Origin of the sequence: Sphingobium yanoikuyae, assembly GCF_034424525.1 — a bacterium.
Classification (GTDB): Bacteria; Pseudomonadota; Alphaproteobacteria; order Sphingomonadales; family Sphingomonadaceae; genus Sphingobium; species Sphingobium yanoikuyae.
On record NZ_CP139979.1, the window covers coordinates 1150747 to 1176360 of the forward strand.

The window sequence follows — 25614 nt, forward strand, 5'->3', positions numbered from 1 at the left end:
ATGGCGCATATCGCGAAGCTCCGCATGCTATTGATGTCGGCCCTCGGGCCGGCAATCGCGGTGCTGTTGCTGCTGTTCTTCGCCGGCTATGTCGTACTGGGCTCCAATGGCGTGCTCGCCTGGGGGGATTATTCGCGCCAATTGCGCGACGCGAAGGCTGAGCTCAAGATTGTCCAACTGCATCGCCAGGAACTGCGCAACCGGGTCGACCTGCTCAATCCGCGCCGCGTCGATCCCGATCTGTCTGACGAATTGATCCGTCGCCAGCTCGGCGTGATTCACCATGATGAAGTGATCGTTCCGTTGAACTGATCCGCGCCCCGACAGGGTGCGCTTTCCATTTATTTGGTAAAATCCTGTCGCGGCAACATTTTGTTGCCAGCCGTTCGTGGCCCGTTTTCGACAGCGTTGTCATGGATTGTCGTTTTTGCACTCGGGACATTCATTATGCCGGGATTCCGTGGGGTCCGCCGTTGCAATCTATGCAACTCTGACGCATATCGGGCTTCCTTCCATCCTACCCACGCAAAAGGATAATAGCCTTGGCGAAACCAACCACGCCGCGCGCCGACAGCGCAAAGGCAAAGGCCGCAGTGCCGGCCGGTGCGGACCATAATCGTCCGCGCCCCGAAACGCCCACCGACTACAAGGCCAGCAAGGAAGAGCTGCTGGAATTTTATCGGCAGATGGTTCTGATCCGCCGCTTCGAGGAAAAGGCCGGCCAGCTTTATGGTCTGGGTTTCATCGGCGGTTTCTGTCACCTCTATATCGGCCAGGAAGCGGTTGCGGTCGGCATCCAGTCGGCGCTCAAGCCCGGCAAGGACAGCGTGATCACCGGCTATCGCGACCATGGTCACATGCTCGCCTATGGCATCGATCCCAAGGTCATCATGGCCGAACTGACCGGCCGCGAAGCCGGCATTTCGCGCGGCAAGGGCGGTTCGATGCACATGTTCAGCGTCGAGCATAAATTCTATGGCGGCCACGGCATCGTCGGCGCCCAGGTGTCGCTCGGCGCGGGCCTGGCCTTCGCCCACAAATATAATGACGATGGCGGCGTGTGCGTTGCCTATTTCGGTGACGGCGCGGCCAACCAGGGCCAGGTCTACGAATCGTTCAACATGGCCGAGCTGTGGAAGCTCCCGATCATCTTCGTGATCGAGAACAACCAATATGCCATGGGCACCAGCGTCAACCGCGCCTCGTCGGAAGACCAACTCTATCGCCGTGGCGAGAGCTTCCGCATCCCCGGCATCCAGGTCGATGGCATGGACGTTCTGGCGGTGCGCGGTGCGACCGAGGAAGCGCTCAAGTGGGTCCAGGGCGGCAATGGCCCGATCCTGCTCGAAATGAAGACCTACCGCTATCGCGGCCACTCCATGTCCGATCCGGCCAAATATCGTTCGCGTGACGAGGTCCAGGCGGTGCGCGACAACAGCGACCCGATCGAGGGCGTGAAGAAATATCTGATCGACGCCGGCGTCAGCGAGGACGAGATCAAGGTCATCGACCAGGATATCCGCAAGATCGTCGCCGAAGCGGCCGATTTCGCCGAAACCTCGCCCGAACCTGAGATGCATGAACTCTATACCGACGTGCTGGTGGAGCAATATTAATGGGTATCGAAATCAAGATGCCGGCGCTCTCGCCGACGATGGAAGAGGGCACGCTGGCCAAGTGGCTGGTGAAGGAAGGCGATGAAGTGAAGTCCGGCGACATCCTCGCCGAGATCGAGACCGACAAGGCAACGATGGAATTCGAAGCCGTCGACGAAGGCAAGATCGGCCAGATCGTGATTGCCGAAGGCACCGAAGGCGTGAAGGTCGGCACCGTCATCGCGACGATGGCGGGCGAGGGCGGCGAAGCGGCCCCGGCACCTGCGCCGAAGGCCGAAGCGCCCAAGGCTGAAGAAGCCCCCAAGAAGGCGGAAAGCGGCACGTCGAAGCTGGCGTCGGAAGCCAAGGCGACCGTGCAGGATCCGGACCTTCCGGCCGGCACCGAGTTCGTCAAGACCACCGTGCGCGAAGCGCTGCGCGACGCCATGGCCGAGGAAATGCGGTCGGACCCGCGCGTCTTCGTGATGGGCGAGGAAGTCGCCGAATATCAGGGCGCCTACAAGGTGACCCAGGGCCTGCTCGACGAATTCGGTCCCAAGCGCGTCATCGACACGCCGATCACCGAATATGGCTTTGCCGGCATCGGTTCGGGCGCGGCCATGGGTGGCCTGCGTCCGGTCATCGAGTTCATGACGTTCAACTTCGCCATGCAGGCGATCGACCACATCATCAACTCGGCGGCCAAGACCAACTATATGTCCGGTGGCCAGATGCGCTGCCCGATCGTGTTCCGTGGTCCTAACGGTGCAGCCAGCCGCGTCGGCGCGCAGCACAGCCAGAACTACGGCCCATGGTACGCCGCGGTTCCCGGCCTGATCGTCATCGCGCCCTATGACGCGGCCGACGCCAAGGGCCTGCTGAAGGCCGCGATCCGCTCGACCGACCCGGTCGTGTTCCTGGAGAATGAACTTCTCTATGGTCGCAGCTTCGACGTGCCCAAGGTCGACGACTATGTCCTGCCGATCGGCAAGGCGCGCATCATGCGTCCGGGCAAGGACGTGACCCTGGTCAGCTACTCGATCGGCGTAGGCCTGGCGCTCGACGCGGCCGAGCAGCTTGCTGCCGAGGGCATCGATGCCGAGGTGATCGATCTGCGCACGCTGCGTCCGCTCGACACCGCGACCGTGCTGGAGAGCCTGAAGAAGACCAACCGCCTGGTGGTGGTGGAAGAAGGCTGGCCGACCTGCTCGATCGCGTCGGAAATCGCCGCCGTCGTGATGGAAAAGGGCTTCGACGATCTCGATGCCCCGGTCCTGCGCGTCACCAACGAGGATGTGCCGCTGCCTTATGCCGCCAACCTCGAAAAGTTGGCGCTGATCGACGCGGCCCGCGTCGTCGAAGCAGCCAAGAAGGTCTGCTACAAGTAAGAATGAAAAAGGGGCGGTCCGATCGGATCGCCCCTTTTTTTAATCAGACCTATGGTGGCCGGCTATCAGGAGCAGGCTGCAGTCTGCGAGGTGGACAGGTTGCCGGCATTTTTCATTGCCTGGTCGGTCCGTTCGCGCACGTTGAACGCGCTGGTGTAGCGGATGACTTTCGTGCCGAAGATGCTGTTGGAGACCAGCGGCTGATAGGTATAGGCCACTTCCACGAACATCACGGCCGTGCCGCTGCCTGATTTGATCTTGGTCCCGGTGGGGCCAAGCCCGTCCGCCAATGTGGCGTCGCTGGTGCCGTCGCCGGCCTTGCCGTAAGTGGAGGTAAAGGTACCGCCACCCCAGCAGCGCTGCCAGCGAATATATTGCCCTGCCTTGGTGCCGGTCTGGGTATTGGGCTCCAGGTCGGACAGGAAGATGCGGGTATTCGCCTTGAAATCCTTGAGGTTGGCGCCGGCCAGTTCGGCGCCGGTGAAGATTTCGTTGATATCCGCCTCGTCAATCGAGGTTCGCTCGCGCGAGGCGTTGTCGGCTACCAGCATCGCGATCTGGCTAACGCGCATATGGGCGGTTGCCAAATTGGCGATTTCCAGTCCGCCCATGGAGAGGACCATTAGCACCGGCAACGAATAGGCAAATTCGATCAGGGCCAGGCCGGACTGATCGTCGCGCAGACGGCGCGCCCAGCGCGCAAGGGGGAGGTGGGGCGGCTTCATGTGCAGATGATCGGCAATGTTGCCTGGTTGGACCAGGGCTGGTTGCGGATGGTGGCGTTGGCTGTGGCGGTCTGGGTCGCGCTCCAGCCGAGCAGCTTCGCCATCGGGAACAGTCGGGGCATGGACACAGTCACCTGATAGAAGACGATATCGTCAGCACCACCCAGGCCCGTGGAGCCCGCGCTGCTGTCGTAACTGCCATTGCCGTTGGAATCCTCGAAGCAATCGCCCGTGTTGAAGCTGCCAAGCGGTGCCGTATCCGTGGTGATCTTTTCAGGCTTTCCCACGCGCGAGAAGTTGTAATAGCTCTTCTTGGTCACCGAAGTGGAGCCATTCTTGCTGTTGATCGCCTGCATCTGGCTGTCGATATAGGCGTCAATCTGGGTGCTGCTGAGCGTGCCGACCGATGCCGCGCGAGAGGCCCTATCGAGCACGCCCTGGGTCACTGAGCGCAGATAGGACTGATAGCCCAAGTCGCCAACGCCCATGATGAACAAGCAGAGCGGCGTGACGATCAGGCCGAATTCCATGAGTGTCGCGCCACGCTGGTCATGCGCCAGCCTGCGGGGGAGGGGGGAGAGCCAGCGCATCAGTTCGACAACCGGAGGCCGCCAATATTCTTGGCGATATTCTGGAAGGTCGTCTTCAGGGAGGCCGATGTATAGTTCATGCTCCAGTGGTTTGCGCTGCTGGCGCAATTCTGGAGCTCGCTGCTCATCACGTCCTCGTCGCTGAAACCGATGACCCAGATGGTGATGCCCTTCGACTTGATCGCGTTGCACATCATTTCCATGCGGCGCTTGTGGATGGCGGTCAGATCGTCATTGCTGGCACCGGAAGGGCCATCGCGCTGATCGAGCGCCTGATAACCCCATGCACCATAGACGTTATTATATGCGCTCATCTTGCCATCGGTCATGAAGACGATGTGGCGGGAAACGTTAAACCCGTTGGGCGCCGCTGCATTGTCGGACGAGAAGATGCCGGTCGGTGAGAGGAAGCGAGCGCCCCACATCATGCCGATGGTGTGATAGGTGCCGCCGACCGCGACGAGGCTGTCGACATAGCTGTTATAGCTGCTGGTCTGGCCGGTGGGCACGGTCGTCCGGTTGGCATAAGATGTCAGCTTACGCGCCTGGGTCGGGCAAGCGACAAAGCCGCCACTGATACTGCCCGAACTATTCAGCCAACTGCCGGTGTAGGCCACTCCCGTGCCGCTGCGCGAGAATTCGACGTCGGGCCAGTGAGGGCGCCATTTTGTATCCTTGCTGTTGGGCAGGGTATCGATCTGAAGGTCGTATGCCGTGCTGGGGATGGAGGCGGTCGACGTATCTTTGGTGATGCTGCTGTCGGTGGAGCGTTCCTCGATGCAGCCATTCCAGGTGGATGTCGATGACAGCCCGTCGCTGTTGGACGCCGAATTATAGGCAGGGTTGGCGACCGCATTTCCCTTTACGAATTGCGTCACATCCAGCGGCAATTGTGTATATTGCCATTCATATTTGGGTGTGCGCGTCGTCGTCGCGGTGGTCTGATCCTTATAGCTGTTGTAATTCTTTGCTTCCCAATCCTGCCTGTAGCGACTGTTTGAAGTGTAGCAACTGCCTGATGCGGTGTAGAACATACCGTTGCGCGTGCGCGTGACAGTCGCTGTTTCGGTGATCACGCCCTTGCTGTCGGTCGTCGATTGGACATTCGAATTACTGGTCGTGGTCGTGCCCGTGCTGCTGGGGATCGACGGGCAACTGTTCCTGCTGCTTTCCGTGCCGGTGCTGGTGCTCTCGCTGCCGGAAAGCTTCGTCCAGGTGCCATAGGTCGTGGTGGTGTCATAATTGCCCCAGAAGCCCCAGCGCCGGGTCTGATAATCCCAGGTTTCGCCTGACGTCCCACCCTGCAAATAGCTGGCAGGTAGTGATTTTCCGACGTTGACCGTGCTGCTATAAGGCATGAATCCATAGCGGATGCGGCCGCTGGTATCGGAACCGGGCCCCAGCGTGTCGTAGAAATCCTTCACCGCCTGCTGCAGCGCTGCCAGTTTCGTGGTCGTTGCGCTGCCGGAACCGGTGGAAATCGAATCCTTCATCGACCCTGTCGTATCCAGCACCAGCATCACGTCGGTATTGCCGATGTCGAAGCGGGAATCGCAGTTCACGGCCAACGACAATGTCTGGATGCCGAAGATGCGCATGATGGTGGTCGGGATGGTGGTTTCGGCCGACACCTGGACGGTCGTTGTCTCGCCCGGCTTGCTCTGGATCACGGGCGTGAAGTTGGCGGCGCCGAAGGTCTGCTGCGGGAAGTTGAAGTCGAAGAATTTCTTCGCTTCAGCCTTGTTGTCTTCGGTCATCGACGCGGTCGTCATTGCACGGCGCCCCGCCAGTGCTGCGGCGTCACAGGCTTGCTGCATGCGCGCGCGGACCATATAGGCGCGGCTCATGTCCACGCCGCCCCCGATCAGACCGGCAAGGGGAATGACCGCTGCGGCCACCATGGCGAGCGTGTTGCCCGCCTGGTTGCGCCGAAGCCGGCCAAGGAATGTCATCGCGCGCTTGATCTGCTTGCCCATGTTCCGCATTCACCCATGTCGCCCGTTTCCCCCCAGAAATCTGGACAGGGCCATCGTCGGCCATGCAACGGGACTGGTTAGGGTCTCTATGCGAAGTCTGGTTAAAGGATTGATAAGCCATTTTTAGATCGGGATCGAAATGATGGATCGCACGGACGATCTGGCGCCGCTGGCGCGCCTGCTTTCTGGGCATGCGGGGCGCTTTGCCGAGCGGCATCGGGCGCTCTGGGCGCTGGATCAGCGCTTTGCGCAAATTGCGCGAACCACCAGCGATCCGGCGATCGGACAGATGCGCCTCGCCTGGTGGCTGAGCGTCGTCAGTGACGAGGCGGGCGTCAAGGGGCAGGGCGAACCGGTGGTCGACTGGCTCCGCGCGATCGGTGCGCTGGCCGCGCCCGGTATCCCGGCGATGCTGGATGGCTGGGAAGTGCTGGTGGTGGAGTTGGAAATCGACCTCACCGGCCTGCGCGACTATGCCGCCGGGCGCGGCGGCGGGCTGTTCCAGGCGCTGGCCGATGTGGCCGATGCACCCGACTGGCTGATCGCGGCGGGCAAGGTCTGGGCCTTGTGGGATCTGTCCGCCCATAGCGGCGACGAGGCACTGGCCGATGCCGCCATCGGCCTGGCCCGTGACCTGTTACCGCAGGTGGGCGATCCGGCGTGGCCCAGGGCGTGGAAGCCGCTGCGCATCGCCTATCTGCTGGCGCGGCATGATGTCGAGCGGAGACAGCGGGCGCCGGTCGGGCTGACGCGGAACATGGCCTGGCGACTGATGCGGATCGCGCTTGTCGGGCGCTAGTCGATCGCGATAGGTTCGCTGCCGTCACGAAAGGGGGAGCGGGCGATGGGACGGTTGCTGGCTGGGGGCATAGGGGCGTTGCTGCTGGTCGCGGCGGGCCTGTTCTGGTGGCAGGGGCGGGCGACCAACGAGCCGCCGCCCCAGGCGTTGCTCGCGCCACCGCCACCGCCAGCCAATGAGGCTCTGCCCGAGGGTGACCCCGATGCGGTTGGCGAGGCACCACCGATGCCCGGCGAAGCCAGCCCGCAGAGCCGCGAGGAAAAGCGCTTCGCCCGTTATGACCGCAATCGCGACGGCATCATCAGCCGGATCGAGATGCTGGGCAGCCGCACCGCCGCGTTCAAACAACTCGACGCGAACAAGGATAATCTCCTGTCGTTCGAGGAATGGGCGGTGGCCACGGCCGATCGCTTTGGCGGGGCCGATGCCGACAAGGACGGCAAGCTGACCCCGGCCGAATTCGCCACCACCGCGCCGAAGCGGGCGGCGAAACCGCGCTGCAAATGCTGAGCCTGTCCCGGAAGGGTCAGGCCGGTTCCACCACCTCGCCCAGCCAGCGACCGAAAGAGGCGCGGGCGCGGGCGGTATAGGCTTCCTTGCGCTGCTTCTTCTTGACGTCGTCGAGCGTCGGGAAAAGACCGAAATTGACGTTCATCGGCTGATAATCGGTGGTCTCGACATTGCCGGTGACATGGCCGAGCAGCGCGCCGAGCGCGGTGTCGGCGGGCGGCGGCGCCAGCTCCTGGCCCAATATCTCGGCTGCGGCGAAACGCCCGGCGATGAGGCCGATGGCCGCGCTTTCGACATAGCCCTCGCACCCGGTCATCTGCCCGGCGAAACGGATATGCGGCGCGCTTTTCAGGCGCAGCGTCGGATCGAGCAGCTTGGGGCTCTGGATGAAGGTGTTGCGATGCAGCCCGCCCAGCCGCGCGAACTCGGCCTTTTCAAGCCCCGGAATGGTGCGGAACAGCTCGACCTGCGCGCCATGCTTCAGCTTGGTCTGAAAACCGACCATGTTCCACAACGTGCCCGACGCATTGTCCTGGCGCAGCTGGACCACGGCATAGGGCCAGCGGCCGGTCTTGGGATTGTCGAGCCCCATCGGCTTCATCGGGCCGTGGCGCAGCGTTTCCGGCCCGCGCGAGGCCATCACCTCGATCGGCATGCAGCCCTCGAAATAGGGGGTGCTCGACTCCCATTCCTTGAACTCGGTCTTCTCGCCGTCGAGCAGCCCCTGGACGAAGGCCTGATACTGCTCCTTGTTCATCGGGCAGTTGATATAGTCCTTGCCCTCGCCACCGCCGGGGCCGATCTTGTCCCAGCGATTGGCCATCCAGCATTCTTCCATGTCGATGCTGTCGAAATGGATGACCGGCGCGATCGCGTCGAAAAAGGCGAGATGCTCCATGCCGGCCGCTTCGCCGATGCTGCTGGCGAGCGCCGCTGCGGTCAGCGGCCCGGTGGCGACGATGGTCATGCCGTCGGTGGGCAGCGTGTCGATCCGCTCGCGCACGATCTCGACATTGGGATGTTCGGCCAGCGCGCGGGTAACGCCGTCGGAAAAGACATGACGATCGACCGCCAGGGCAGAGCCGGCCGGCACCTTGGCCGGTTCGGCGCGGTCCATGATCAGTGAGCCGAGGCGGCGCATTTCCTGATGCAGCAAGCCCACGGCATTCTTGTCCGCGTCATCGGAACGGAAACTGTTGGAGCAGACCAGTTCCGCCAGCCCATCGGTCTGGTGCGCCGGGGTCATCTCTCCGGTGCCGCGCATTTCCGACAGGCGGACCTTGATACCGGCCTGGGCGAGCTGCCAGGCGGCTTCCGAACCGGCGAGACCGCCGCCGATGACATGGATCTGATGATTGGACATATTTCGCTTAACTTCGCACTTTTCCCGCACATTCGGCAATTTCCGAACGCCAGTGGGACATATTGTTATAAGATGCAATCAGTATAACGGGGCATGGTTCAATAGGACAGGGGCGCGGAAATACTATTCCGGCGTGTAGGCCAGCCAGCCGCTGAGGCCGCTGGTGGCGATCAGGGCAAAGCTCAAATCGGGGACTTCCCCCAGTAGGTCGCAGCCATAAGCCACGCCGAAGCCGATGGCGGCACCGGCGAGCAACCAGAAGGCGCGGGGTGCAAAAAGGGGGCAATGATATGCCAGGACGCGCATCGACGTCGTCCCGATGATGATCGGGATGGCGGCAACCAAGGGGCCGAAGATCAACGCGAAGAGCAATATGAGGGGCAGGATGATGAGGATGCCCAGATCCACCGTAATGGCATCGGGTATGCGGCGATAGAGATCGGCGGCCAGATAGAGCGTCATGAACAGCGGGCCGGCGGTCAGGATCGCGCGGCCGGCGCCGCGAAGATGGGCAGGATCGGCATGGGACATCGGAACCTCCCGGAAAGGGGGAAGGACGGGGCACACCCCCCCCGGCTGGCGATCAGGCAGCCTGGGTATGGCCGTCGTGCAGCCAGCCATTCACCTTGCGACCGAAATGGGCGATCGCGCCCATGTTGAAGAAATGCATTCCGCCCAGCACGAGCACGGCGAGGCCGATCTTGGCGCTGAGGAAGCGGATCGTTTCGGCATAGCTGGTCGGTTCCTTCCCCAGGCTGAGCGTCAGGGTGATGAAGCCGATGTTGACGAGGTAGAAGCCGACGACGAGCAGATGGTTGGTCGACCGGGCCAGTTGCGCATCATGGCCGAAACATTGGGTCAGGAAGACCTCGCCATTTTTAGACAGGGTGCGCGCGACCCAGATGGTGATGGCGAGCGTGATGACCAGATAGAGGGCATAGGCAGTTTCAACCATGGTTCATCTCCTTTTGGCAGTCAAAGGATGGCGGGCGTGATCGGCCTTTCGGCGCGCTGTTTGATGAGGGCGAGCAGGTTCTTTTCGATGTCGCCCAGGAAGATTTCGCCCCACAGCCGGGAATAGCCATTGACCGGGGTCTGCATCCAATAATGGGTGTCGATGATGACGCGGGTGCGGCCGGGGCCGGCCGGTTCCATGCGATAGCCGCCGGTCGTCACCTTGAAATAGGCGCTGTCGGGCATCAGGTGCCGGTCGGTGAACTGCCAGGCGTCGAGCCCGCGAAAATCGAAGCGCCAGCCGATGCTGCGGCCCGGTTGCCAGTCGATGATATGCTCGCGAAACCGCACCTGCCGGCCCCAGTCGGCCATGCGGACTGCGCCGATCCCGTCACCCAGCATATGGGCGCCGAGCGGCCGGGGCACGCCCAGCACATCCTGGGTGAAGGTCCATGTGCCGTCGCCCGGCCGGACATCGGGAATGCCGCGGAGCAGCGGCCAGATCCGGTCCGGACTGGCCTCGACGATGATTGAGCGACTGACCGTGGCGGTGGCGTCGGGCAGGGGGATCATCGGTTCGACCTGCATCGCGATCAGCGGCATGGCGAGCACCGCCATGCAATAGCTGGTGCCACGATCGCCAGCGCGACCGCGCAGCCGATAGGTGGCATAGGCGCCAGCCAGGCCGCTGGCGATCCAGAGCGGGGCGAGCATGACGATGCAGATCACCCCCTCCTTCAGCACCGGGACGGACAGGAGGATGGTCGCGCCCAGCAGCCAGAGCGGCATCGTCATATAATAGCGGCGCGACCTCTGTGCCCAGGGATCGCCCACATAGGCGACGAAGGCGGTGAGCGCGGCGGGCAGGAGCAGCAGGAAGGTGAAGCTGATGAGTCCGTTCACGCGGGTGGCGTCGAGCAGCAGATAGACGCCGATCGCGAAGGCCATGGCCAGCGCGACGGCCGAGGCGATGCGCAGCGGCGCCGATCCGGTGCGAACGGGCGGGGCGATGGGATCGGGATTTTCGTCGTTTGCGTCAGACATTTCTGTAAACTCCGAAATAGCTGGGCGCGATCGGGTGTCAGGGCGCATCGATCAGCAGCGACTAGTCCTTGCTCTTGCCGGTGGGGATAAAGCGGGCAATTTTGTTGCCGAGCTTCATGAGGGCGATCAGGGTCGACTTGGGCAGCTTGTTGACCTGCTCATACCAGTTGCCGAGCGTCGACATGAATTCATGCATGCGGGTGATGCGTTCGCGCACATGGGGCGGGCAGCTTTCATCCTTGGCCAGCCGCTGGGCGAGGTCGTTGAGCAGGGCGATGGTCGGGTCGATCTCCCGCCGCTTGCGCTCGGCAGCGATGCGGGTGAGCATTTCCCACAGGTCGGTTTCCGCGACGAAATGGTCGCGCCGGTCGCCCTCGACATGGACGCGGCGGACGATCGCATAGGATTGCAGTTCCTTGAGCGCGGTCGAGACATTGGAGCGGGCCAGGCCAAGCTGGTCGACAATCTCGTCGGCGGGCAGGGGATGGTCCGACAGATAGAGCAGCGCATGGACCTGGCTGACCGACCGGTTGACGCCCCATTGCGTGCCCATCTCACCCCAGTGGAGCAGGAACGCCTTGGCATCGGGATGGTCGAGAAGTGGCATGACATTCCTTTCTGTAAAAACAGAAATAACGGAATGGAGAGAGTCGGGCAAGGGGGCGGTGACGGCGGAGGAAAAATCGCCGAAATCCGTCGAGCCCGTTGAAAAGCCGCCACATCTCGGCAATCTGCGGATCAGCAACGGAGCTTTTTATGTCAGCCCTTTCCGACGATCCCGCCTCGCTCGATACCTTGCCAACACCCTGCCTTGTGCTGGATGCCGACCGGATGGATCGCAACATTACGCGGCTGCGCGCGCATCTGGACGGGCTGGGCGTGGGGATGCGGCCGCATCTCAAGACCGCCAAGTCGGTCGAGGTTGCGCAGCAGCTGATGCCGACGGCGCAGGGGCCGGCGACGGTATCGACCCTGCAGGAGGCGCGCCGCTTTGCGGCGGCCGGGGTGCGCGACATTCTCTATGCGGTCGGCATCAGCCCGGCCAAGTTGCCCGAGATACTGGCGCTGCGGGCGCAGGGCGTGGACCTGGCGATCGTGCTGGATTCGGTCGAGCAGGCGGAGGCGGTCGCGGCTGCATCGCGCGCGGCGGGCACGGCCATTCCGGCGCTGATCGAGATTGATTGCGACGGGCATCGGTCGGGCGTGCAGCCCGGCGATGCGGCGCGATTGCGGGCGATCGGCGCGGCGCTGGCACAGGGCGGGGCATTGCGCGGCGTGATGACCCATGCCGGCGGTAGCTATGGCGCAAGGGGCGATGCAGAACTGCGCGCCTGCGCTGACGCCGAGCGGGATGCCGTGGTGGCGGCGGCGCGGACCTTGAAAGAGGCGGGGCATGATTGTCCGGTGATCAGCGTCGGATCGACCCCCACCGCCCATCATGCCACGGACCTGAGTGGCGTGACCGAGGTACGCGCCGGCGTCTTCGTCTTCTTCGATCTGGTGATGGCCGGGATCGGCATCTGCTCGGTGGACGACATCGCCCTGTCGGTGCTGGCGACGGTGATCGGGCATCAACGGGACAAGGGCTGGATCTTGGTCGATGCCGGCTGGATGGCGATGTCGCGCGATCGCGGCACGGCGAAACAGGACGTCGATCAGGGCTATGGCTTGGTTTGCGACCGGGACGGGCGGCCCTATGGCGATCTGGTCCTGGTCGATGCCAATCAGGAGCATGGCATCATCGCGCTGCGGCCGGGGGCATCCGGCGCTCTGCCGGACCTGGCGGTGGGTGATCGGGTGCGGATATTGCCCAATCATGCCTGTGCCACCGGGGCGCAGCATGATCGCTACCATGTGGTGCGGGGCGGCAGCGATATGGTGGAAGCGGTCTGGCCGCGATTTGGAGGATGGTGATGGACGTGACGCGGATCGAGACCGACAAGGCACCGGCGCCCGCCGGCCATTATGCGCAGGCGACGATTGCCAATGGCTTCGTCTTTGTGTCGGGGCAATTGCCGGTGGTGGTGGGGCAGGGGCCGCGCAGCGACCTGTCGTTTGAGGATCAGGCACGGCTGGCGATCGGCAACATGCTGGCGATCCTGGCAGAGGCGGGATGTGGGCCGGAACGGATCGCGCGCGTCACCGCCTATATCGTCGGCGTCGAGAATTGGCCGCGTTTCAATGCCATCTATGCAGAGATGATGGGGGATGCCCGGCCGGCGCGCACGGTGGTGCCCGCGCCCGAACTCCATCATGGCTGTCTGGTCGAGGTGGACGCGATCGGTCTGCTGCCGGGCTGACTACGACCATGGGAGCGCTATCTTTCCGTCGCCGCCTGTCCTAGCGATAGGCGAGCGAAGGAGACAGGCGGATGAGAAACAAGGTCGGGGCACTCATCGCCCTGATGGCGCTGTCGGTGCCCGCAGCGGTGCAGGCGGAGGACCAGTATAAGCTGCTCGTCCTCGCCATCCCGAACAAATATCATTATGAATATATACCGATCGCGCGCGACAGCCTGGAGCATCTGGGCAAACTGCATGATTTCAGCTTCACCTGGGCCAACAATACGTCGGTCTTCGACGGCGATCTCAGCCAATATGCGGCGGTGATGTTCCTCAACACGCCGGGCGAGGAACTGACCCCAGCCCAGCGCGCGAGGTTCGAGGAATATATGCGCGCGGGTGGCAATGCCATCGTCGTGCATCGCGCGCTCATCACGCCGCCGGGCGAATGGGCCTGGTACGAGAAGATGGTCGGGCGCAGTTTCGTCATCCATCCGATGGTGCAGACTGCGGTGGTGACGCCGACCGACAAGGGATTTCCCGCCACCTATGGCCTGCCCGATCGCTGGGTCTGGACCGACGAATATTATGTCACCGCCAACCCCTATAAGGTGACGATCCATCCGGTGCTGAATGTCGAGGAAAGCAGCTACGACCCGACCAAAATCTGGCCGGGGCAGGTGGCGAAACCGATGGGGCGGGAGCATCCCGTCGCCTGGTATCATGCTTATGAGAAGGGGCGGGTGTTCGTCACCACGCTGGGCCATAATGGCGAGATGTATCGCGATCCGCGCTATCTCGACCATCTGATGGGCGGCATCTACTGGACGGCGACCGGGCGCGGCCAGTTGCCCTGACGGCGGCGCGGAACACCCGCGCCGCCCGGTTTTCGATCAGGCGGCGACCAGTTCGCCTTCGCCATAATAGGCGCTCTCGTCGAGAATGCCCTCGCGCTTGGCGACGATCACGCCGACCAGCACCTGGCCCGCAACGTTGACGGCGGTGCGGCCCATGTCGAGGATCGGGTCGATCGCCAGCAGCAGGCCGGCGCCTTCCAGCGGCAGGCCGAGCGTCGAGAGGGTGAGGGTCAGCATCACGATCGCGCCGGTCAGGCCAGCCGTGGCGGCCGAGCCGATGACCGATACGAAGACGATCAGCACATAGTCGATGAAATGCAGCGGGATGCCATAGAAGCCCGCGACAAAGATCGCCGCCAGCGCCGGATAGATGGAGGCGCAGCCGTCCATCTTGGTGGTCGAGGCGAGCGGGATGGCGAAGGCGGCATAGCCCTTGTCGACACCCAGCCGCTCGGTCACGGTCTCGGTCACCGGAAGGGTGCCGACCGACGAGCGCGAAACGAAGGCAAGCTGGATCGCCGGCCAGGCCTTGGCGAAGAAGGGGCCGGGTTTCAGGCCATTGGCGATCAGCAGCAGCGGATAGACCACCAGCAGGACGAGGCCGAGGCCGAGATAGATGGCGGCGGTGAAGGTGCCGAGCTGCGCCAGCGCGCTCCAGCCATAGGTGGCGATCGCGGTACCGATCAGCGCGGCCGAACCGATCGGCGTCAGGCGGATGACCCAGCCCAGGATTGCACGGACGACGGCGAGCAGCGAGCGGACGAAGGAGAGGAAGGGCTCCGCCTTGTCGCCGACCTTGAGCGTGGCGAGGCCGACCGCGATCGAGATGACCAGCAATTGCAGGATGTTGAACGAGATGCTGGTGCTGGCGCTGCCGTCGGTGATCTTGGTGCTGCCGGACAGGGCCAGGCTGTTGCCGGGGACCAGGCCTTTCAGGAAATCGAGCCAGCCGCCGACCGAATCCGCCTTGCCCATGGCGAGCGCGGTGCCGTGCAGGCCCGCGCCCGGCTGGACGATCAGGCCGATGGCAAGGCCGATGCTGACCGCGATCAGCGCGGTGATCGCGAACCACAGCAGGGTCTGGCCGGCGAGACGGGCGGCATTGTCGAGTGCGCGCAGATTGGCGATCGACGCGACGATCGCGGCGAACACCAGAGGCGGCACGATAGCCTTCAAGAGCGAGACGAAGATCGATCCGACCGTCTTGAGCGTGGTCGCCAGCCAGTTGAGGTCGCCATCGGGGCCTGCGCCGATCTGGCGCGCGACGAGACCGAGGGCAAGGCCCACGATCATGCCGAGCAGAACCTGGAAGCCGAAGCTGCGATAATTGAGGGCCATGATGGCATTTTTCCTTTGGACGACCGGCGCGCTATATCGGATGGCATCTGTCCGATTGCGCGCAAGCAATTCTTTCAAGGGGTTCAGTGCGGATAAGGTGGCCCTCTTTCCGCGCGCCGTCCGATCAAACGCATGGAACGGCACGATCCGCTATGCCACAATCGTCGCTCGGGTCCATCAGGGAGTATAAATATATGCAATTGCGGGGGATATTGCTGGCAGGGGCGATGCTGGCAGGAGGGGGGCTGGCAATGCCAGTCGGGGCGCAGGCGGCAGCGGATGCGGGCGTGGCCAAGGAGATATTGAAGCGATCGGTCGCCTTCAAAACGGTCGAGGGCTCGGGGCAGGTGCCCGGGCTGGCCGCCTATTATGCCTCGGTGCTGAAGCAGGCGGGCTTTGCCGATGGGGATATCGTCATCACCCCGATGGGCGAGACCGCGACGCTGGCGGCGACGATCAAGGGGCGCGACCCCAGCCTGAAGCCGATGCTGATGATCGGCCATATGGACGTGGTGGCCGCCAACCGCGCCGACTGGACGCGCGATCCCTTCGTTCCGGTCGAGGAGGATGGTTATATTTTCGGGCGCGGCTCGGAAGATAATAAATATGATGTCGCGATGATGGTCGCGACGCTGGCGCAGCTCAAGAAGGAGGGCTGGACCCCGCGCCGCACCGTCATCCTGCTCTTGTCGGGCGACGAGGAGACCAACATGATCACCACCAAGGCGCTGGCGGCCAAGTATAAGGATGCCGAGCTGCTGCTGAACGGCGATGGCGGTGGCGGCCTGCTCGACGAGAGTGGCAAGCCCGTCCTCTACCAGTTGCAGGCGGGCGAGAAGACCTATGCCGATTTCGAGATCGGCTTCACCGATCCGGGCGGTCATTCGAGCGCGCCGACGCCGGGCAACCCGATCTATCGGCTGGCCAAGGCGATCGACCGGATCGCGGCCTATCAGTTCCCGCCGATGATCAACGAGCTGACCAAGGCGTCGCTCAGCCTGTCGGCGCAGCGGATCGGCGGCGACGTGGGGGAAGCGATGCGTCTCTATGCCGCGACCCAGGATCCGGCTTCTGCGGAACTATTGTCGAGCCGACCGGAATTTGTCGGGCAGGTGCGCACCACTTGCGTCGCGACCATGCTGTCGGGCGGCCATGCGCTCAATGCCCTGCCGCAGAGCGCCAAGGTCAGCGTCAATTGCCGCATCTTCCCCGGCGTGAAGATCGACGACGTGAAGGCGCAACTGGTCAAGGTGGTGGAGGATCAAAGCGCGACCTTCACCACGCTCAACGACCCGACCGGCAGCGATGCCTCGCCGTTGCGCGACGATGTGGTGAAGGCCGTGGCCGCCGCGATCAAGGCGCGCTCGCCCGCGATCACGGTGATGCCGGGCATGTCGGCCGGCGCAACCGACAGCCTTTATTTCCGCGCGCTGGGCGTGCCCAGCTATGGCGTCTCCAGCCTGTTCATGAAGGCCGAGGACGGCTTTGCCCATGGCCTGAATGAACGGGTGCCGGTGGCGGGTATCGCCGCATCACTGGCCCAGTGGGACAGCGTGGTGCGGGCGCTGGCCAAGTAACGGTTGTCCCCACTCCGTTCGGGCTGAGCGAAGTCGAAGCCCGACACTGAGCGAAGCGAAGTGGCCTCCAGATGGTCGGCCGTGCCCTTCGACTTCGCTCAGGGCGAACGGATGGATATCAGCCCCGCACGGCCACCGCATTGGCGGCCGAGAGGACGGCCTTGACCGAAGCGGTCGCCACGTCGCTGTCGGTGCCGATGCCGAAGACGGTGCGGCCGTCGGCGGTGCGGCATTCGACATAGGCGGCGGCGTTCACGTCGGTGCCGGCGCCGATAGCGTGCTCATTATAGTCGGCGACATCCAGCACCACGCCCAGTTCGTCGCGCAGCGCAGCCAGCACCGACGAGATGAGGCCGTTGCCGCGGCCCGAGATCGAGCGCTCGCCACCTTCATGAACGATCTTGCCGGTGAAGATGCGGTCGCCCGCACTGCCGCTCTCATGATAGTCGATCAGGCTGTAGGCTTGGTCGCCGGTCTGGTGATAATAGTCGTCGAACGCGGCCGAGATATCGGCGGCATTGAGTTCGCGGCTCGACTGGTCGGCCAGCGCCTGCACCACCTTCGAGAAGTCGGCCTGCATCCGCTTCGGCAGCTTGTAACCCTTGTCCTGCTGCAGCACCCAGGCGACGCCGCCCTTGCCCGACTGCGAATTGACGCGGATCACCGCTTCATAGTCGCGGCCCAGATCCTTGGGATCGATCGGCAGATAGGGGACGTTCCAGAACAGGTCGTTGCGCGCTTCCTGTGCGGCAAAACCCTTCTTGATTGCGTCCTGATGCGACCCTGAGAAGGCGGTGAACACCAGTTCGCCGGCATAAGGGTGGCGCGGGTGGACCGGCAGCTGGTTGCAATATTCGACGGTCTGGATGACTTCATCGATGTCGCTGAAGTCCAGTTCCGGGTCGACGCCCTGCGTGTACATGTTGAGCGCGACGGTCACCAAGTCGCAATTGCCCGTGCGTTCGCCATTACCGAACAGGCAGCCTTCGACGCGGTCGGCGCCGGCCATGATGCCCAGTTCGGCGGCGGCGACGCCGGTGCCCCGGTCATTATGGGTGTGCAGCGAGATCACCACGCTGTCACGGCGCGAGATGTTGCGGCAGATCCATTCGATCTGGTCGGCATAGATGTTGGGGGTCGCGCACTCGACGGTGGCGGGCAGGTTCAGGATCAGCGGCCGATCCGGTGTCGGCTGCAGGATGTCCATCACCGCCTCGCAACATTCCAGGCTGAAATCCAGCTCGGCGGTCGAGAAGGTTTCGGGGCTATATTCGAAATGCCAGTCGGTGTCGGGCATGCGCGCCGCATTGTCGCGCAGCAGCTTGGCGGCGTTGATCGCGATCTGCTTGATTTCCGGCCGTTCCATTTGGAACACGATGTTGCGCCAGGCCGGCGAGATCGCGTTATAGACATGGACGATGGCTTGCTTCGCTCCGCGCAGGCTTTCGAAGGTGGTGGCGATCAGGTCTTCGCGCGCCTGGGTCAGCACCTGGGGCATGACATCGTCGGGGATGGCGCCTTCCTTGACCAGGCCCGAGATGAAGTCGAACTCGGTCGCGCCGGCGGCGGGGAAGCCGACCTCGATCTCCTTGACGCCGACCTTGACCAGCAGGTCGAAGAAGCGGCGCTTCTTTTCCGCATTCATCGGGTCGATCAGCGACTGGTTGCCGTCGCGCATGTCGGTCGATAGCCAGCGGGGCGCCTTGGTGATGACCTTGGACGGCCATTGGCGATTGGGCAGGTCCACCTGGGGGAAGGGGCGGTATTTCTGCGAAGGATCGGTCAGCATCATGGGATCAAACTACTTCCTGGCTCGGGACGCTATGGCGCGCTCCGGGGTACGACTTGACTGTGATGAATGCCCTTAGGCGGATCGACGCTGCCCTTAGCCGGAAGGCAGCACAAAAGCCACGCCTAAGGGCGTGTAAGTCGTAGCAGGGTAAGAAGCGCGACGCTCTGCATGATGGATGCGCCCATAACGCGAAATGGGGCCGACTTGCAAGCCGGCCCCGCATTTTTGACAGAAAATGTCGTGCGCGCGCTTATTTCTGGAACGCGACGATGATCTTCAGTTCGACATTGTCGCCGACGACGGGAACGAAGCCGCCCATGCCGAAATCGCTGCGCTTGATCGTACCGGTCGCGACGAAGCCGACATTTTCCTTCTTGTTCATCGGGTTCGCACCGGCGCCATAGAATTCGGCATCCAGCGTCACCGGCTTGGTGATGCCCTTGATGGTCAGGTTGCCGGTGATGTCCGCGCCGGTCGCGCCGTCGGGCTTCACGCCGGTCGACACGAAGGTCGCGGTCGGGAACTTGGCTGCGTCGAAAAATTCGGGCTTGGCGAGATGCTCGTTCAGCGCCGGGATGCCGGTGGTGAGGTTGGCGATCGGCAGGGTGATCGACACCTTCGAAGCCGAGAGGTTGGCCTTGTCCAGCGTCAGCGTGCCGGTCGGCTGGGTGATGACGCCCATATTGTTGGTGAAGCCCATATGGTCATAGGCGAAGACGATCTGGGTGTGGCTGGGTTCGATGCTATAGGTGCCGCCGGTGACCTTGGCGACATCCTTGCTGCCGGGGACGGCCATCGGGGCCTGGGCGATGACAACAGTGCCGCCGGCGACCGCGATCAGGGCAGCGGCAGAGATCAGATATTTGCGCATGGGAAACGCTCTCCAAAAGCATTCAAAGGACGCGGCACAGAATATGCCACGTCCCTCGATTGTTCCAGAGGCGTAACCGGAAACGGATCGTTCCGGTTTGCCGCTATTTCTCCCCTCCCTTTTCAGGGAGGGGCAGGGGGTGGGTGCGCCGCACTTGCGGCGCCAATTCGCTAGGGCACAGCTCGCTACGCTCGCACCCACCCCAACCCCTCCCTGGAAGGGAGGGGCTGCTATCCGCTTAGTTCTTGTCCTTGTTGACCAGCTTGTTGGCGCCGATCCAGGGCATCATGGCGCGCAGCTGCGAACCGGTCTTTTCGATCTGGTGGGCGGCGGCCTGCTTGCGGCTGGCCTTGAGTTCGGGCTGACCGGCGCGGTTGTCGAGGATGAAGTCCTTGACGAAGCGGCCCGACTGGATGTCGGCCAGAACGCGCTTCATTTCCTTCTTGGTTTCCTCGGTGATGATGCGCGGGCCGGTCTTGATGTCGCCATATTCGGCGGTGTTCGAGATCGAGTAGCGCATGTCGGCGATGCCGCCTTCATACATAAGGTCGACGATCAGCTTCAGCTCGTGCAGGCACTCGAAATAGGCCATTTCCGGGGCGTAGCCGGCTTCGACCAGGGTTTCGAAACCGGCCTGGACCAGCGCGGTGGCGCCGCCGCACAGCACGGCCTGCTCGCCGAACAGATCGGTTTCGCATTCCTCGCGGAAGTTGGTCTCGATGATGCCGCTGCGGCCGCCGCCGACGCCCGAGGCGTAGGACAGGGCGATGTCATGGGCGTTGCCGGTCGCGTCCTGATGGACGGCGATCAGGCAGGGGACGCCGCCGCCGCGCTGATATTCGCCGCGCACGGTGTGGCCGGGGCCCTTGGGCGCGATCATGATGACGTCGATGTCGGCGGGGACTTCGATCAGGCCGAAATGGATGTTCAGGCCATGGGCGAAGGCGAGCGCGGCGCCGGGGCGCAGATTGCCCTTGATGTCGGCTTCATAGATGGCGGCCTGATGCTCGTCGGGCGCCAGGATCATCAGCACGTCGGCCCACTGGGCGGCTTCCTTGTTCGGCAGCACCTTGAAACCGGCGCCTTCGGCCTTCTTGGCGCTGGGCGAACCGGGGCGCAGCGCAATGGCGACTTCGGCAACGCCGGAGTCGCGCAGATTCTGTGCATGGGCGTGGCCCTGCGAACCATAGCCCAATATGGCAACCTTCTTGCCCTTGATCAGGCCGATGTCTGCGTCGCGATCGTAATAAACCTTCATTGGAAAACCCCTTCTCGTCCCCCCATGCAGGGGGCGTTAGACAATAGTGGTGGAAAGAAACGCCGCCTGTGACGGCGCGGAATGGAATATCAGGCCGGCTCCTTGCCGCGGATCAGGCCGGCAACGCCGGTGCGACCGACCTCGACCAGGCCGATCTGGCGCATCAGGCCGACGAAATTGTCGATCTTCTCGGTCGTGCCGGTAATCTCGAAGATGAAGCTCTCGATCGTCGTGTCGACCACCTTGGCACGGAACACGTCGGCCAGGCGCAGCGCCTCGATCCGGTCTTCGCCGGTGCCGGCGACCTTGACCAGCGCCAGTTCGCGCTCGACGAACGGGCCGGCGTCGGTCAGGTCGGTGACCTTGTGGACCGGGACCAGCCGGTCGAGCTGGGCGATGATCTGGTCGATCACCTTGGGCGGGCCGTTGGTGACGATGGTGATGCGGCTGATCGCATGATCGTCGGTAATGTCGGCCACGGTCAGGCTGTCGATATTATAGCCGCGCGCGGTGAACAGGCCGGCGATGCGGGCCAATATGCCCGCCTCGTTCGACACCGTCAGCGACAGGACGTGCCGCTCGCTCTGTTCTTCGTGGATATGCATCAGATGCTGTTCCCGTCTTCCATTTCTTCGCGCTCGGGGCGCGGCGAGATCATGCCGATAAAGGCATAGTGCCAATCATCGTCCTGCGGGTGGGCGAGGCGGACGGGGAAGGCCGTCACCGCGTCGAACATCCGCAGAAGATGTTCGCCCACATAGCGTGGGCCGGCCAGCAGCCGATCGACCTGCAGGCCATGATATTCGAACCCGCTATCCAGATGCACTTCCCATTCCTCATTGTCGGGGTCAGCATGGTCGCTGGTCCAGCCGGTGAGTTCGGTCGTGCCTGTGATCCGTTCGAAATCCCAGGGTTCGGTCACGAAAATGCGGACCTTGGCGGGGGTGATCACACCAGTGCCTTTGCCTCGTCCGACATGACGCCTTCGATCTGGTTGGGATCGAGCAGCATTTCGGTATGGGCCGCGCCCGACGGGATCATCGGGAAGCAGTTGGAGAGCTTCGCCACGCGACAGTCCACGATGACGGGGCCGTCGGTTTCCAGCATCTGACGGATGCCGGCCTCCAGTTCCTGCGGTCCTTCGATGCGGATGCCGGTCCAGCCATAGGCCTCGCCCAGCTTCACGAAGTCGGGCAGGCTGTCGGAATAGCTGTTGGAATAGCGACTTTCATAGGTCAGTTCCTGCCACTGGCGGACCATGCCCATATATTCATTGTTCAGGATGAAGATCTTGACCGGCAGCCGATACTGGCTGGCCGTCCCCATTTCCTGGATGTTCATCTGGATCGAGGCGTCGCCGGCGATGCAGATGCTGATGCTGTCGGGATTGCCCATCTGCGCGCCGATGGCGGCCGGGAAGCCATAGCCCATCGTGCCCAGGCCGCCCGAGGTCAGCCATTTGTTCGGTTCTTCAAAGCCGAAATGCTGGGCCGCCCACATCTGGTGCTGGCCGACTTCGGTGGTGATGATGATGTCCTTGCCGGTCGCGCGGGTCGCCTTGTAGAGGTCCGCGATCGCCTTTTGCGGCATGATCTCGCTGCCGCTTTCGGGGTAGGACAGGCTCTTCTTGGCACGCCATTCGGCGATCCGTGCCCACCAGCCCGACAGGTCCGCCTTTTCATGGCCGCGCCGCTTCCACAGGGCGATCATGTCCTCCAGCGCGCTGCCGACATCGGCGACGACCGCGACATCGACGTCGACGATCTTGTTGATCGAGCTGCGGTCGATATCGATATGCACCTTGCGGCTGTTGGGGGCGAAGGCGTCCAGCCGGCCGGTGACGCGATCGTCGAAACGCGCGCCGATGCACAGGATCAGGTCCGCCTGGTTCATCGCCCAATTGGCTTCATAGGTGCCGTGCATGCCCAGCATGCCGACCCACTGGTCGGACGAAGCGGGGAAGGCGCCCAGGCCCATCAGGGTCGAGGTGACGGGCGCACCGGTCATCGCCGCCAGTTCGCGCAGCAGGGCGCTGGCCTGCGGACCCGAATTGATGACGCCGCCGCCGGTGTAGAAGATCGGCCGCTCGGCCGCGGCCAGCATCTCGACCGCCGTATCGATCGCGGCGGCATCCGCCTTGGTCTGCGGATGATAGCTGGCATGGACCTTCAGTTCCGGCCGGGCATAGGGTGCGGTCGCGATCTGGACATTCTTGGGAATGTCGACGACGACCGGGCCGGGGCGACCGGTGGTGGCGATATGGAATGCCTCATGAACGATGCCGGCCAGCTTGGCCGGATCCTTCACCAGATAATTATGCTTGGTGCAGTGGCGCGTGATGCCGACCGTGTCCGCCTCCTGGAAGGCGTCGGTGCCGATCAGTTGCGTCGGCACCTGACCGGTGATGACGATCATCGGGATCGAATCCAGCAGCGCGTCGGTGATGCCGGTGACGGCATTGGTCGCGCCGGGGCCGGAGGTGACCAGGACGACGCCGGGCTTGCCGGTCGAACGGGCATAGCCCTCGGCCATGTGGGTCGCGCCCTGCTCGTGGCGCACTAGGACATGCTTGATCGTGGGGTGATTATAGAGCGCGTCATAGATGGGCAGCACGGCGCCGCCCGGATAGCCGAACACAACTTCGACGCCCAGATCAACCAGGCACTCGACCAAAATGTCCGCGCCGCTCTTTTCGGCCACGATGAAACTCCTCTTTTTTAAGATGCTGGCTCGCGGGTCTGCGCCGTCGCGCCCGCATTGGCAAGGCGCCAGCGTCTAGAGGACATAAAATGCGTGGTCAACCCCTATTGTTGTAATTTAATTGCTAATTCATTGGCAATTTCAGCATCAATAGATCTCTTTTCGCGGTGCCAGTCCTGTGGCGGCTGGTTGGAGAACCAGGTATATTGGCGTTTGGCATATTGGCGCGTGGCGAGCTGGCCACGGGCCATCATCGTGTCACGATCGATGTCAGCTTTGAGCCAGGCGGCGATTTCCGGCACACCGATCGCGCGCATCACCGGCAGGTCGGGATTGAGGTTGCGGGGCAGCAGCGCCTCCACCTCGGCAACAGCGCCCTGATCGATCATCAGCTCGAAACGTCGGTCGCAGCGCTCGATCAGCCAGTCGCGCGGCGGCAGCAGGATCATCGGGGACAGGCTGATGCGGTCGGCGATGCCGCCCTGCTTGTGCTGCTGCCATAGCTTCAGCGGCTTGCCGGTCGATCGCACCACTTCCAGCGCGCGGGCAACGCGGGTGGTGTCGGCCGGGGCGAGGCGGGCAGCGGCCTCCGGGTCTTCGCTGCGCAATGCTTCGTGCGCCTGCGCCACCGGCATGGCGCGGACGGCGGCGCGGATATCGGCATCGATTTCCGGCACCGGCGCGATGCCGTCGAGCAACGTCCGTATATAAAGGCCGGTGCCGCCGACCAGCACGGGCAACTTGCCGGCTTCATGGGCGGCGTCGATCTCCGCCCTGGCCTCGGCCGCCCAGCGCGCGGCGGAGCAGGCTTCCGCTCCGTCGATATGGCCGAACAGGCGATGGGGCACGCCGCCCATTTCCTCTTGCGACGGGCGGGCGGACAGGATCGCCAGGTCGGCATAGACCTGGCTGGCATCGGCATTGATGACGACGCCGTCGGCGATCTGGGCCAGGCGGACGGCGAGCGCGCTCTTGCCGCTGGCTGTCGGCCCGGCAATAAGCGCGACCGGTGGGCGGGATTCGCCTGTTTCTGGTTCGGAGTTTGACATGTTCGTCGCGACCTTAGTGGCAAAAGGTGGGTTGGACCACGACCTGCTCAGCGAAATTGCGCACCAGTTTGATCGCGATTGTACTGGGTGCGCTGGTTACTCCATATCCATGATCGACGACGGCATCGCTGCGGACATCTTCTTTGAACCGGCGGACGGTGTCGAAAAATCGGATTGCCTCGAAATTTCGCGAGCGATCAAAGAGATCGCACTTTCCATCGCGCAGGGCGGGTATGGCCGTGACTTGGCTTTGGATGTGATCGTCCAACCTGCCGCCACACGCGAGAAGAAGCTGCTGATCGCCGACATGGATTCGACCATGATCACGGTCGAGTGCATCGACGAACTGGCCGATTATGCCGGGATCAAGCCGCAGATTGCCGAGATCACCGAACGGGCGATGCGCGGCGAGCTGGATTTCGAAGGCGCGCTGCATGGTCGCGTCGCCCTGCTGAAAGGGCTGCCCGACAGCGCGATCGACCAGTGCCGCGAGGAGCGGGTGGTGATCATGGGCGGTGCGCGCGAACTGGTGCGCACGATGAAGGCGCGCGGTGCGCGCACCCTGCTGGTTTCTGGCGGCTTCACCCGCTTCACCGGGCCGGTGGCGGCGGAAATCGGCTTCGACGTCCATGTCGCCAATGTGCTGGAAATCGCCGACGGCGCGCTGCTTGGCACCGTCACCGTGCCGATCGTCGATGCCGCGCGCAAGCGCACCGAACTGGAGGCCGCGATCGACGGCGGGATCGATCGTGCGCTGACGCTGGCGGTGGGCGATGGCGCCAATGACATTCCGATGATCGAGGGGGCGGGGCTGGGCGTTGCCTATCATGCCAAGCCCAAGACCCGCGCGGCGGCAGCGGCCGAGATCGTCCATGGCGACTTGTCGGTGCTGCTCTATGCCCAGGGTATTGCTTCGGCCGACTGGGTCCGCGACTGATCCCATATG

At 63.4% G+C, this 25614-nt stretch carries 26 protein-coding genes; 10 read left to right on the top strand and 16 right to left on the bottom strand.

Annotated elements, in window-relative coordinates; genetic code table 11:
* From U0025_RS05370 to U0025_RS05380, 3 genes are all read left to right on the top strand, one after another.
* Positions 1 to 312, top strand: a complete 312-nt coding sequence (locus U0025_RS05370; RefSeq protein ID WP_004211795.1) for an FtsB family cell division protein — start codon at positions 1 to 3, stop codon at positions 310 to 312.
* A gap of 230 nt (positions 313 to 542) precedes the next feature.
* Positions 543 to 1616: a pyruvate dehydrogenase (acetyl-transferring) E1 component subunit alpha gene (gene pdhA, locus U0025_RS05375; protein WP_004211796.1), complete on the top strand. Its 1074-nt coding sequence runs from the start codon at positions 543 to 545 to the stop codon at positions 1614 to 1616.
* On the top strand, positions 1616 to 2983 hold the full coding sequence (locus U0025_RS05380) for a pyruvate dehydrogenase complex E1 component subunit beta (protein ID WP_004211797.1): 1368 nt from the start codon (positions 1616 to 1618) through the stop codon (positions 2981 to 2983). Before pdhA ends, U0025_RS05380 begins: the two co-directional genes overlap by 1 nt.
* Positions 2984 to 3048: 65 nt before the next feature.
* Here the strand turns inward: U0025_RS05380 and U0025_RS05385 are convergent, their stop codons facing one another.
* Genes U0025_RS05385 through U0025_RS05395 form a run of 3 tightly spaced genes read right to left on the bottom strand, consistent with a single transcriptional unit; the run spans position 3049 to position 6274 of the window.
* Positions 3049 to 3708, bottom strand: coding sequence for a TadE/TadG family type IV pilus assembly protein (locus U0025_RS05385; protein ID WP_004211798.1), 660 nt, complete (start codon positions 3706 to 3708; stop codon positions 3049 to 3051).
* On the bottom strand, positions 3705 to 4238 hold the full coding sequence (locus U0025_RS05390; protein ID WP_254792260.1) for a TadE/TadG family type IV pilus assembly protein: 534 nt from the start codon (positions 4236 to 4238) through the stop codon (positions 3705 to 3707). Before U0025_RS05390 ends, U0025_RS05385 begins: the two co-directional genes overlap by 4 nt.
* Positions 4239 to 4297: 59 nt before the next feature.
* Positions 4298 to 6274: a pilus assembly protein gene (locus U0025_RS05395; protein WP_004211801.1), complete on the bottom strand. Its 1977-nt coding sequence runs from the start codon at positions 6272 to 6274 to the stop codon at positions 4298 to 4300.
* A 139-nt stretch (positions 6275 to 6413) separates the two neighbouring features.
* Here U0025_RS05395 and U0025_RS05400 point away from each other — a divergent pair, with 139 nt between their 5' ends.
* Complete coding sequence (locus U0025_RS05400; RefSeq protein ID WP_004211802.1) at positions 6414 to 7073, top strand: hypothetical protein; 660 nt, start codon at positions 6414 to 6416, stop codon at positions 7071 to 7073.
* 45 nt (positions 7074 to 7118) lie between these two features.
* On the top strand, positions 7119 to 7583 hold the full coding sequence (locus tag U0025_RS05405) for an EF-hand domain-containing protein (protein ID WP_004211803.1): 465 nt from the start codon (positions 7119 to 7121) through the stop codon (positions 7581 to 7583).
* A gap of 16 nt (positions 7584 to 7599) precedes the next feature.
* On the opposite strand, the gene trmFO is transcribed toward U0025_RS05405, so the two are convergent.
* The 5 genes from trmFO to U0025_RS05430 form a co-directional block, all read right to left on the bottom strand.
* Positions 7600 to 8946, bottom strand: a complete 1347-nt coding sequence (trmFO, locus tag U0025_RS05410; protein ID WP_004211805.1) for a methylenetetrahydrofolate--tRNA-(uracil(54)-C(5))-methyltransferase (FADH(2)-oxidizing) TrmFO — start codon at positions 8944 to 8946, stop codon at positions 7600 to 7602.
* A 123-nt stretch (positions 8947 to 9069) separates the two neighbouring features.
* The gene (locus tag U0025_RS05415; protein WP_004211806.1) at positions 9070 to 9477 is read right to left on the bottom strand and encodes a hypothetical protein; all 408 of its coding nucleotides are present in this window, start codon (positions 9475 to 9477) and stop codon (positions 9070 to 9072) included.
* Between the two features lie 52 nt (positions 9478 to 9529).
* Entirely contained in the window at positions 9530 to 9901 is a 372-nt protein-coding gene (locus U0025_RS05420; protein ID WP_004211807.1) for a hypothetical protein, read from the bottom strand.
* A gap of 20 nt (positions 9902 to 9921) precedes the next feature.
* Positions 9922 to 10944 (bottom strand): SRPBCC family protein, encoded by a 1023-nt coding sequence (locus U0025_RS05425; protein ID WP_004211808.1) that lies wholly within the window; start codon positions 10942 to 10944, stop codon positions 9922 to 9924.
* 61 nt (positions 10945 to 11005) lie between these two features.
* Complete coding sequence (locus U0025_RS05430) at positions 11006 to 11551, bottom strand: GbsR/MarR family transcriptional regulator (protein WP_004211810.1); 546 nt, start codon at positions 11549 to 11551, stop codon at positions 11006 to 11008.
* A 149-nt stretch (positions 11552 to 11700) separates the two neighbouring features.
* Here U0025_RS05430 and U0025_RS05435 point away from each other — a divergent pair, with 149 nt between their 5' ends.
* From U0025_RS05435 to U0025_RS05445, 3 genes are all read left to right on the top strand, one after another.
* On the top strand, positions 11701 to 12858 hold the full coding sequence (locus tag U0025_RS05435; RefSeq protein ID WP_004211812.1) for an alanine racemase: 1158 nt from the start codon (positions 11701 to 11703) through the stop codon (positions 12856 to 12858).
* Positions 12858 to 13244 carry a RidA family protein gene (locus U0025_RS05440; protein ID WP_004211813.1) on the top strand — a complete coding sequence of 129 codons (387 nt, stop codon included), beginning with the start codon at positions 12858 to 12860 and terminating at the stop codon, positions 13242 to 13244. Before U0025_RS05435 ends, U0025_RS05440 begins: the two co-directional genes overlap by 1 nt.
* A 71-nt stretch (positions 13245 to 13315) precedes the next feature.
* Positions 13316 to 14083, top strand: coding sequence for a ThuA domain-containing protein (locus U0025_RS05445; RefSeq protein ID WP_004211814.1), 768 nt, complete (start codon positions 13316 to 13318; stop codon positions 14081 to 14083).
* A 36-nt stretch (positions 14084 to 14119) separates the two neighbouring features.
* Here the strand turns inward: U0025_RS05445 and U0025_RS05450 are convergent, their stop codons facing one another.
* Entirely contained in the window at positions 14120 to 15421 is a 1302-nt protein-coding gene (locus tag U0025_RS05450) for a dicarboxylate/amino acid:cation symporter (RefSeq protein WP_004211815.1), read from the bottom strand.
* Between the two features lie 194 nt (positions 15422 to 15615).
* Between U0025_RS05450 and U0025_RS05455 the strand changes: the two genes are divergently transcribed.
* A complete protein-coding gene (locus tag U0025_RS05455) occupies positions 15616 to 16998 on the top strand; it encodes a M20/M25/M40 family metallo-hydrolase (protein ID WP_254792261.1) in 1383 nt (460 codons plus the stop codon).
* Positions 16999 to 17116: 118 nt separating this feature from the next.
* Here U0025_RS05455 and leuA read toward each other — a convergent pair whose 3' ends face one another.
* From leuA to miaA, 7 genes are all read right to left on the bottom strand, one after another.
* Positions 17117 to 18790: a 2-isopropylmalate synthase gene (gene leuA, locus U0025_RS05460; RefSeq protein WP_004211819.1), complete on the bottom strand. Its 1674-nt coding sequence runs from the start codon at positions 18788 to 18790 to the stop codon at positions 17117 to 17119.
* A gap of 250 nt (positions 18791 to 19040) precedes the next feature.
* Positions 19041 to 19661 (bottom strand): YceI family protein, encoded by a 621-nt coding sequence (locus tag U0025_RS05465; RefSeq protein ID WP_004211824.1) that lies wholly within the window; start codon positions 19659 to 19661, stop codon positions 19041 to 19043.
* A gap of 238 nt (positions 19662 to 19899) precedes the next feature.
* A complete protein-coding gene (ilvC, locus tag U0025_RS05470) occupies positions 19900 to 20919 on the bottom strand; it encodes a ketol-acid reductoisomerase (RefSeq protein ID WP_004211826.1) in 1020 nt (339 codons plus the stop codon).
* Between the two features lie 89 nt (positions 20920 to 21008).
* Positions 21009 to 21524 (bottom strand): acetolactate synthase small subunit, encoded by a 516-nt coding sequence (gene ilvN / locus U0025_RS05475; RefSeq protein ID WP_004211828.1) that lies wholly within the window; start codon positions 21522 to 21524, stop codon positions 21009 to 21011.
* Positions 21524 to 21871 carry a hypothetical protein gene (locus U0025_RS05480; RefSeq protein ID WP_004211829.1) on the bottom strand — a complete coding sequence of 116 codons (348 nt, stop codon included), beginning with the start codon at positions 21869 to 21871 and terminating at the stop codon, positions 21524 to 21526. The genes ilvN and U0025_RS05480 overlap by 1 nt, the downstream gene beginning before the upstream one ends.
* Positions 21868 to 23619, bottom strand: a complete 1752-nt coding sequence (locus U0025_RS05485) for an acetolactate synthase 3 large subunit (protein WP_004211830.1) — start codon at positions 23617 to 23619, stop codon at positions 21868 to 21870. Before U0025_RS05485 ends, U0025_RS05480 begins: the two co-directional genes overlap by 4 nt.
* A 104-nt stretch (positions 23620 to 23723) precedes the next feature.
* Complete coding sequence (gene miaA / locus U0025_RS05490; protein ID WP_004211831.1) at positions 23724 to 24668, bottom strand: tRNA (adenosine(37)-N6)-dimethylallyltransferase MiaA; 945 nt, start codon at positions 24666 to 24668, stop codon at positions 23724 to 23726.
* A gap of 109 nt (positions 24669 to 24777) precedes the next feature.
* On the opposite strand from miaA, the gene serB reads away from it, so the two are divergent.
* Positions 24778 to 25605, top strand: a complete 828-nt coding sequence (serB, locus tag U0025_RS05495; RefSeq protein ID WP_004211832.1) for a phosphoserine phosphatase SerB — start codon at positions 24778 to 24780, stop codon at positions 25603 to 25605.
* The last annotated feature ends 9 nt before the right edge of the window (positions 25606 to 25614 follow it).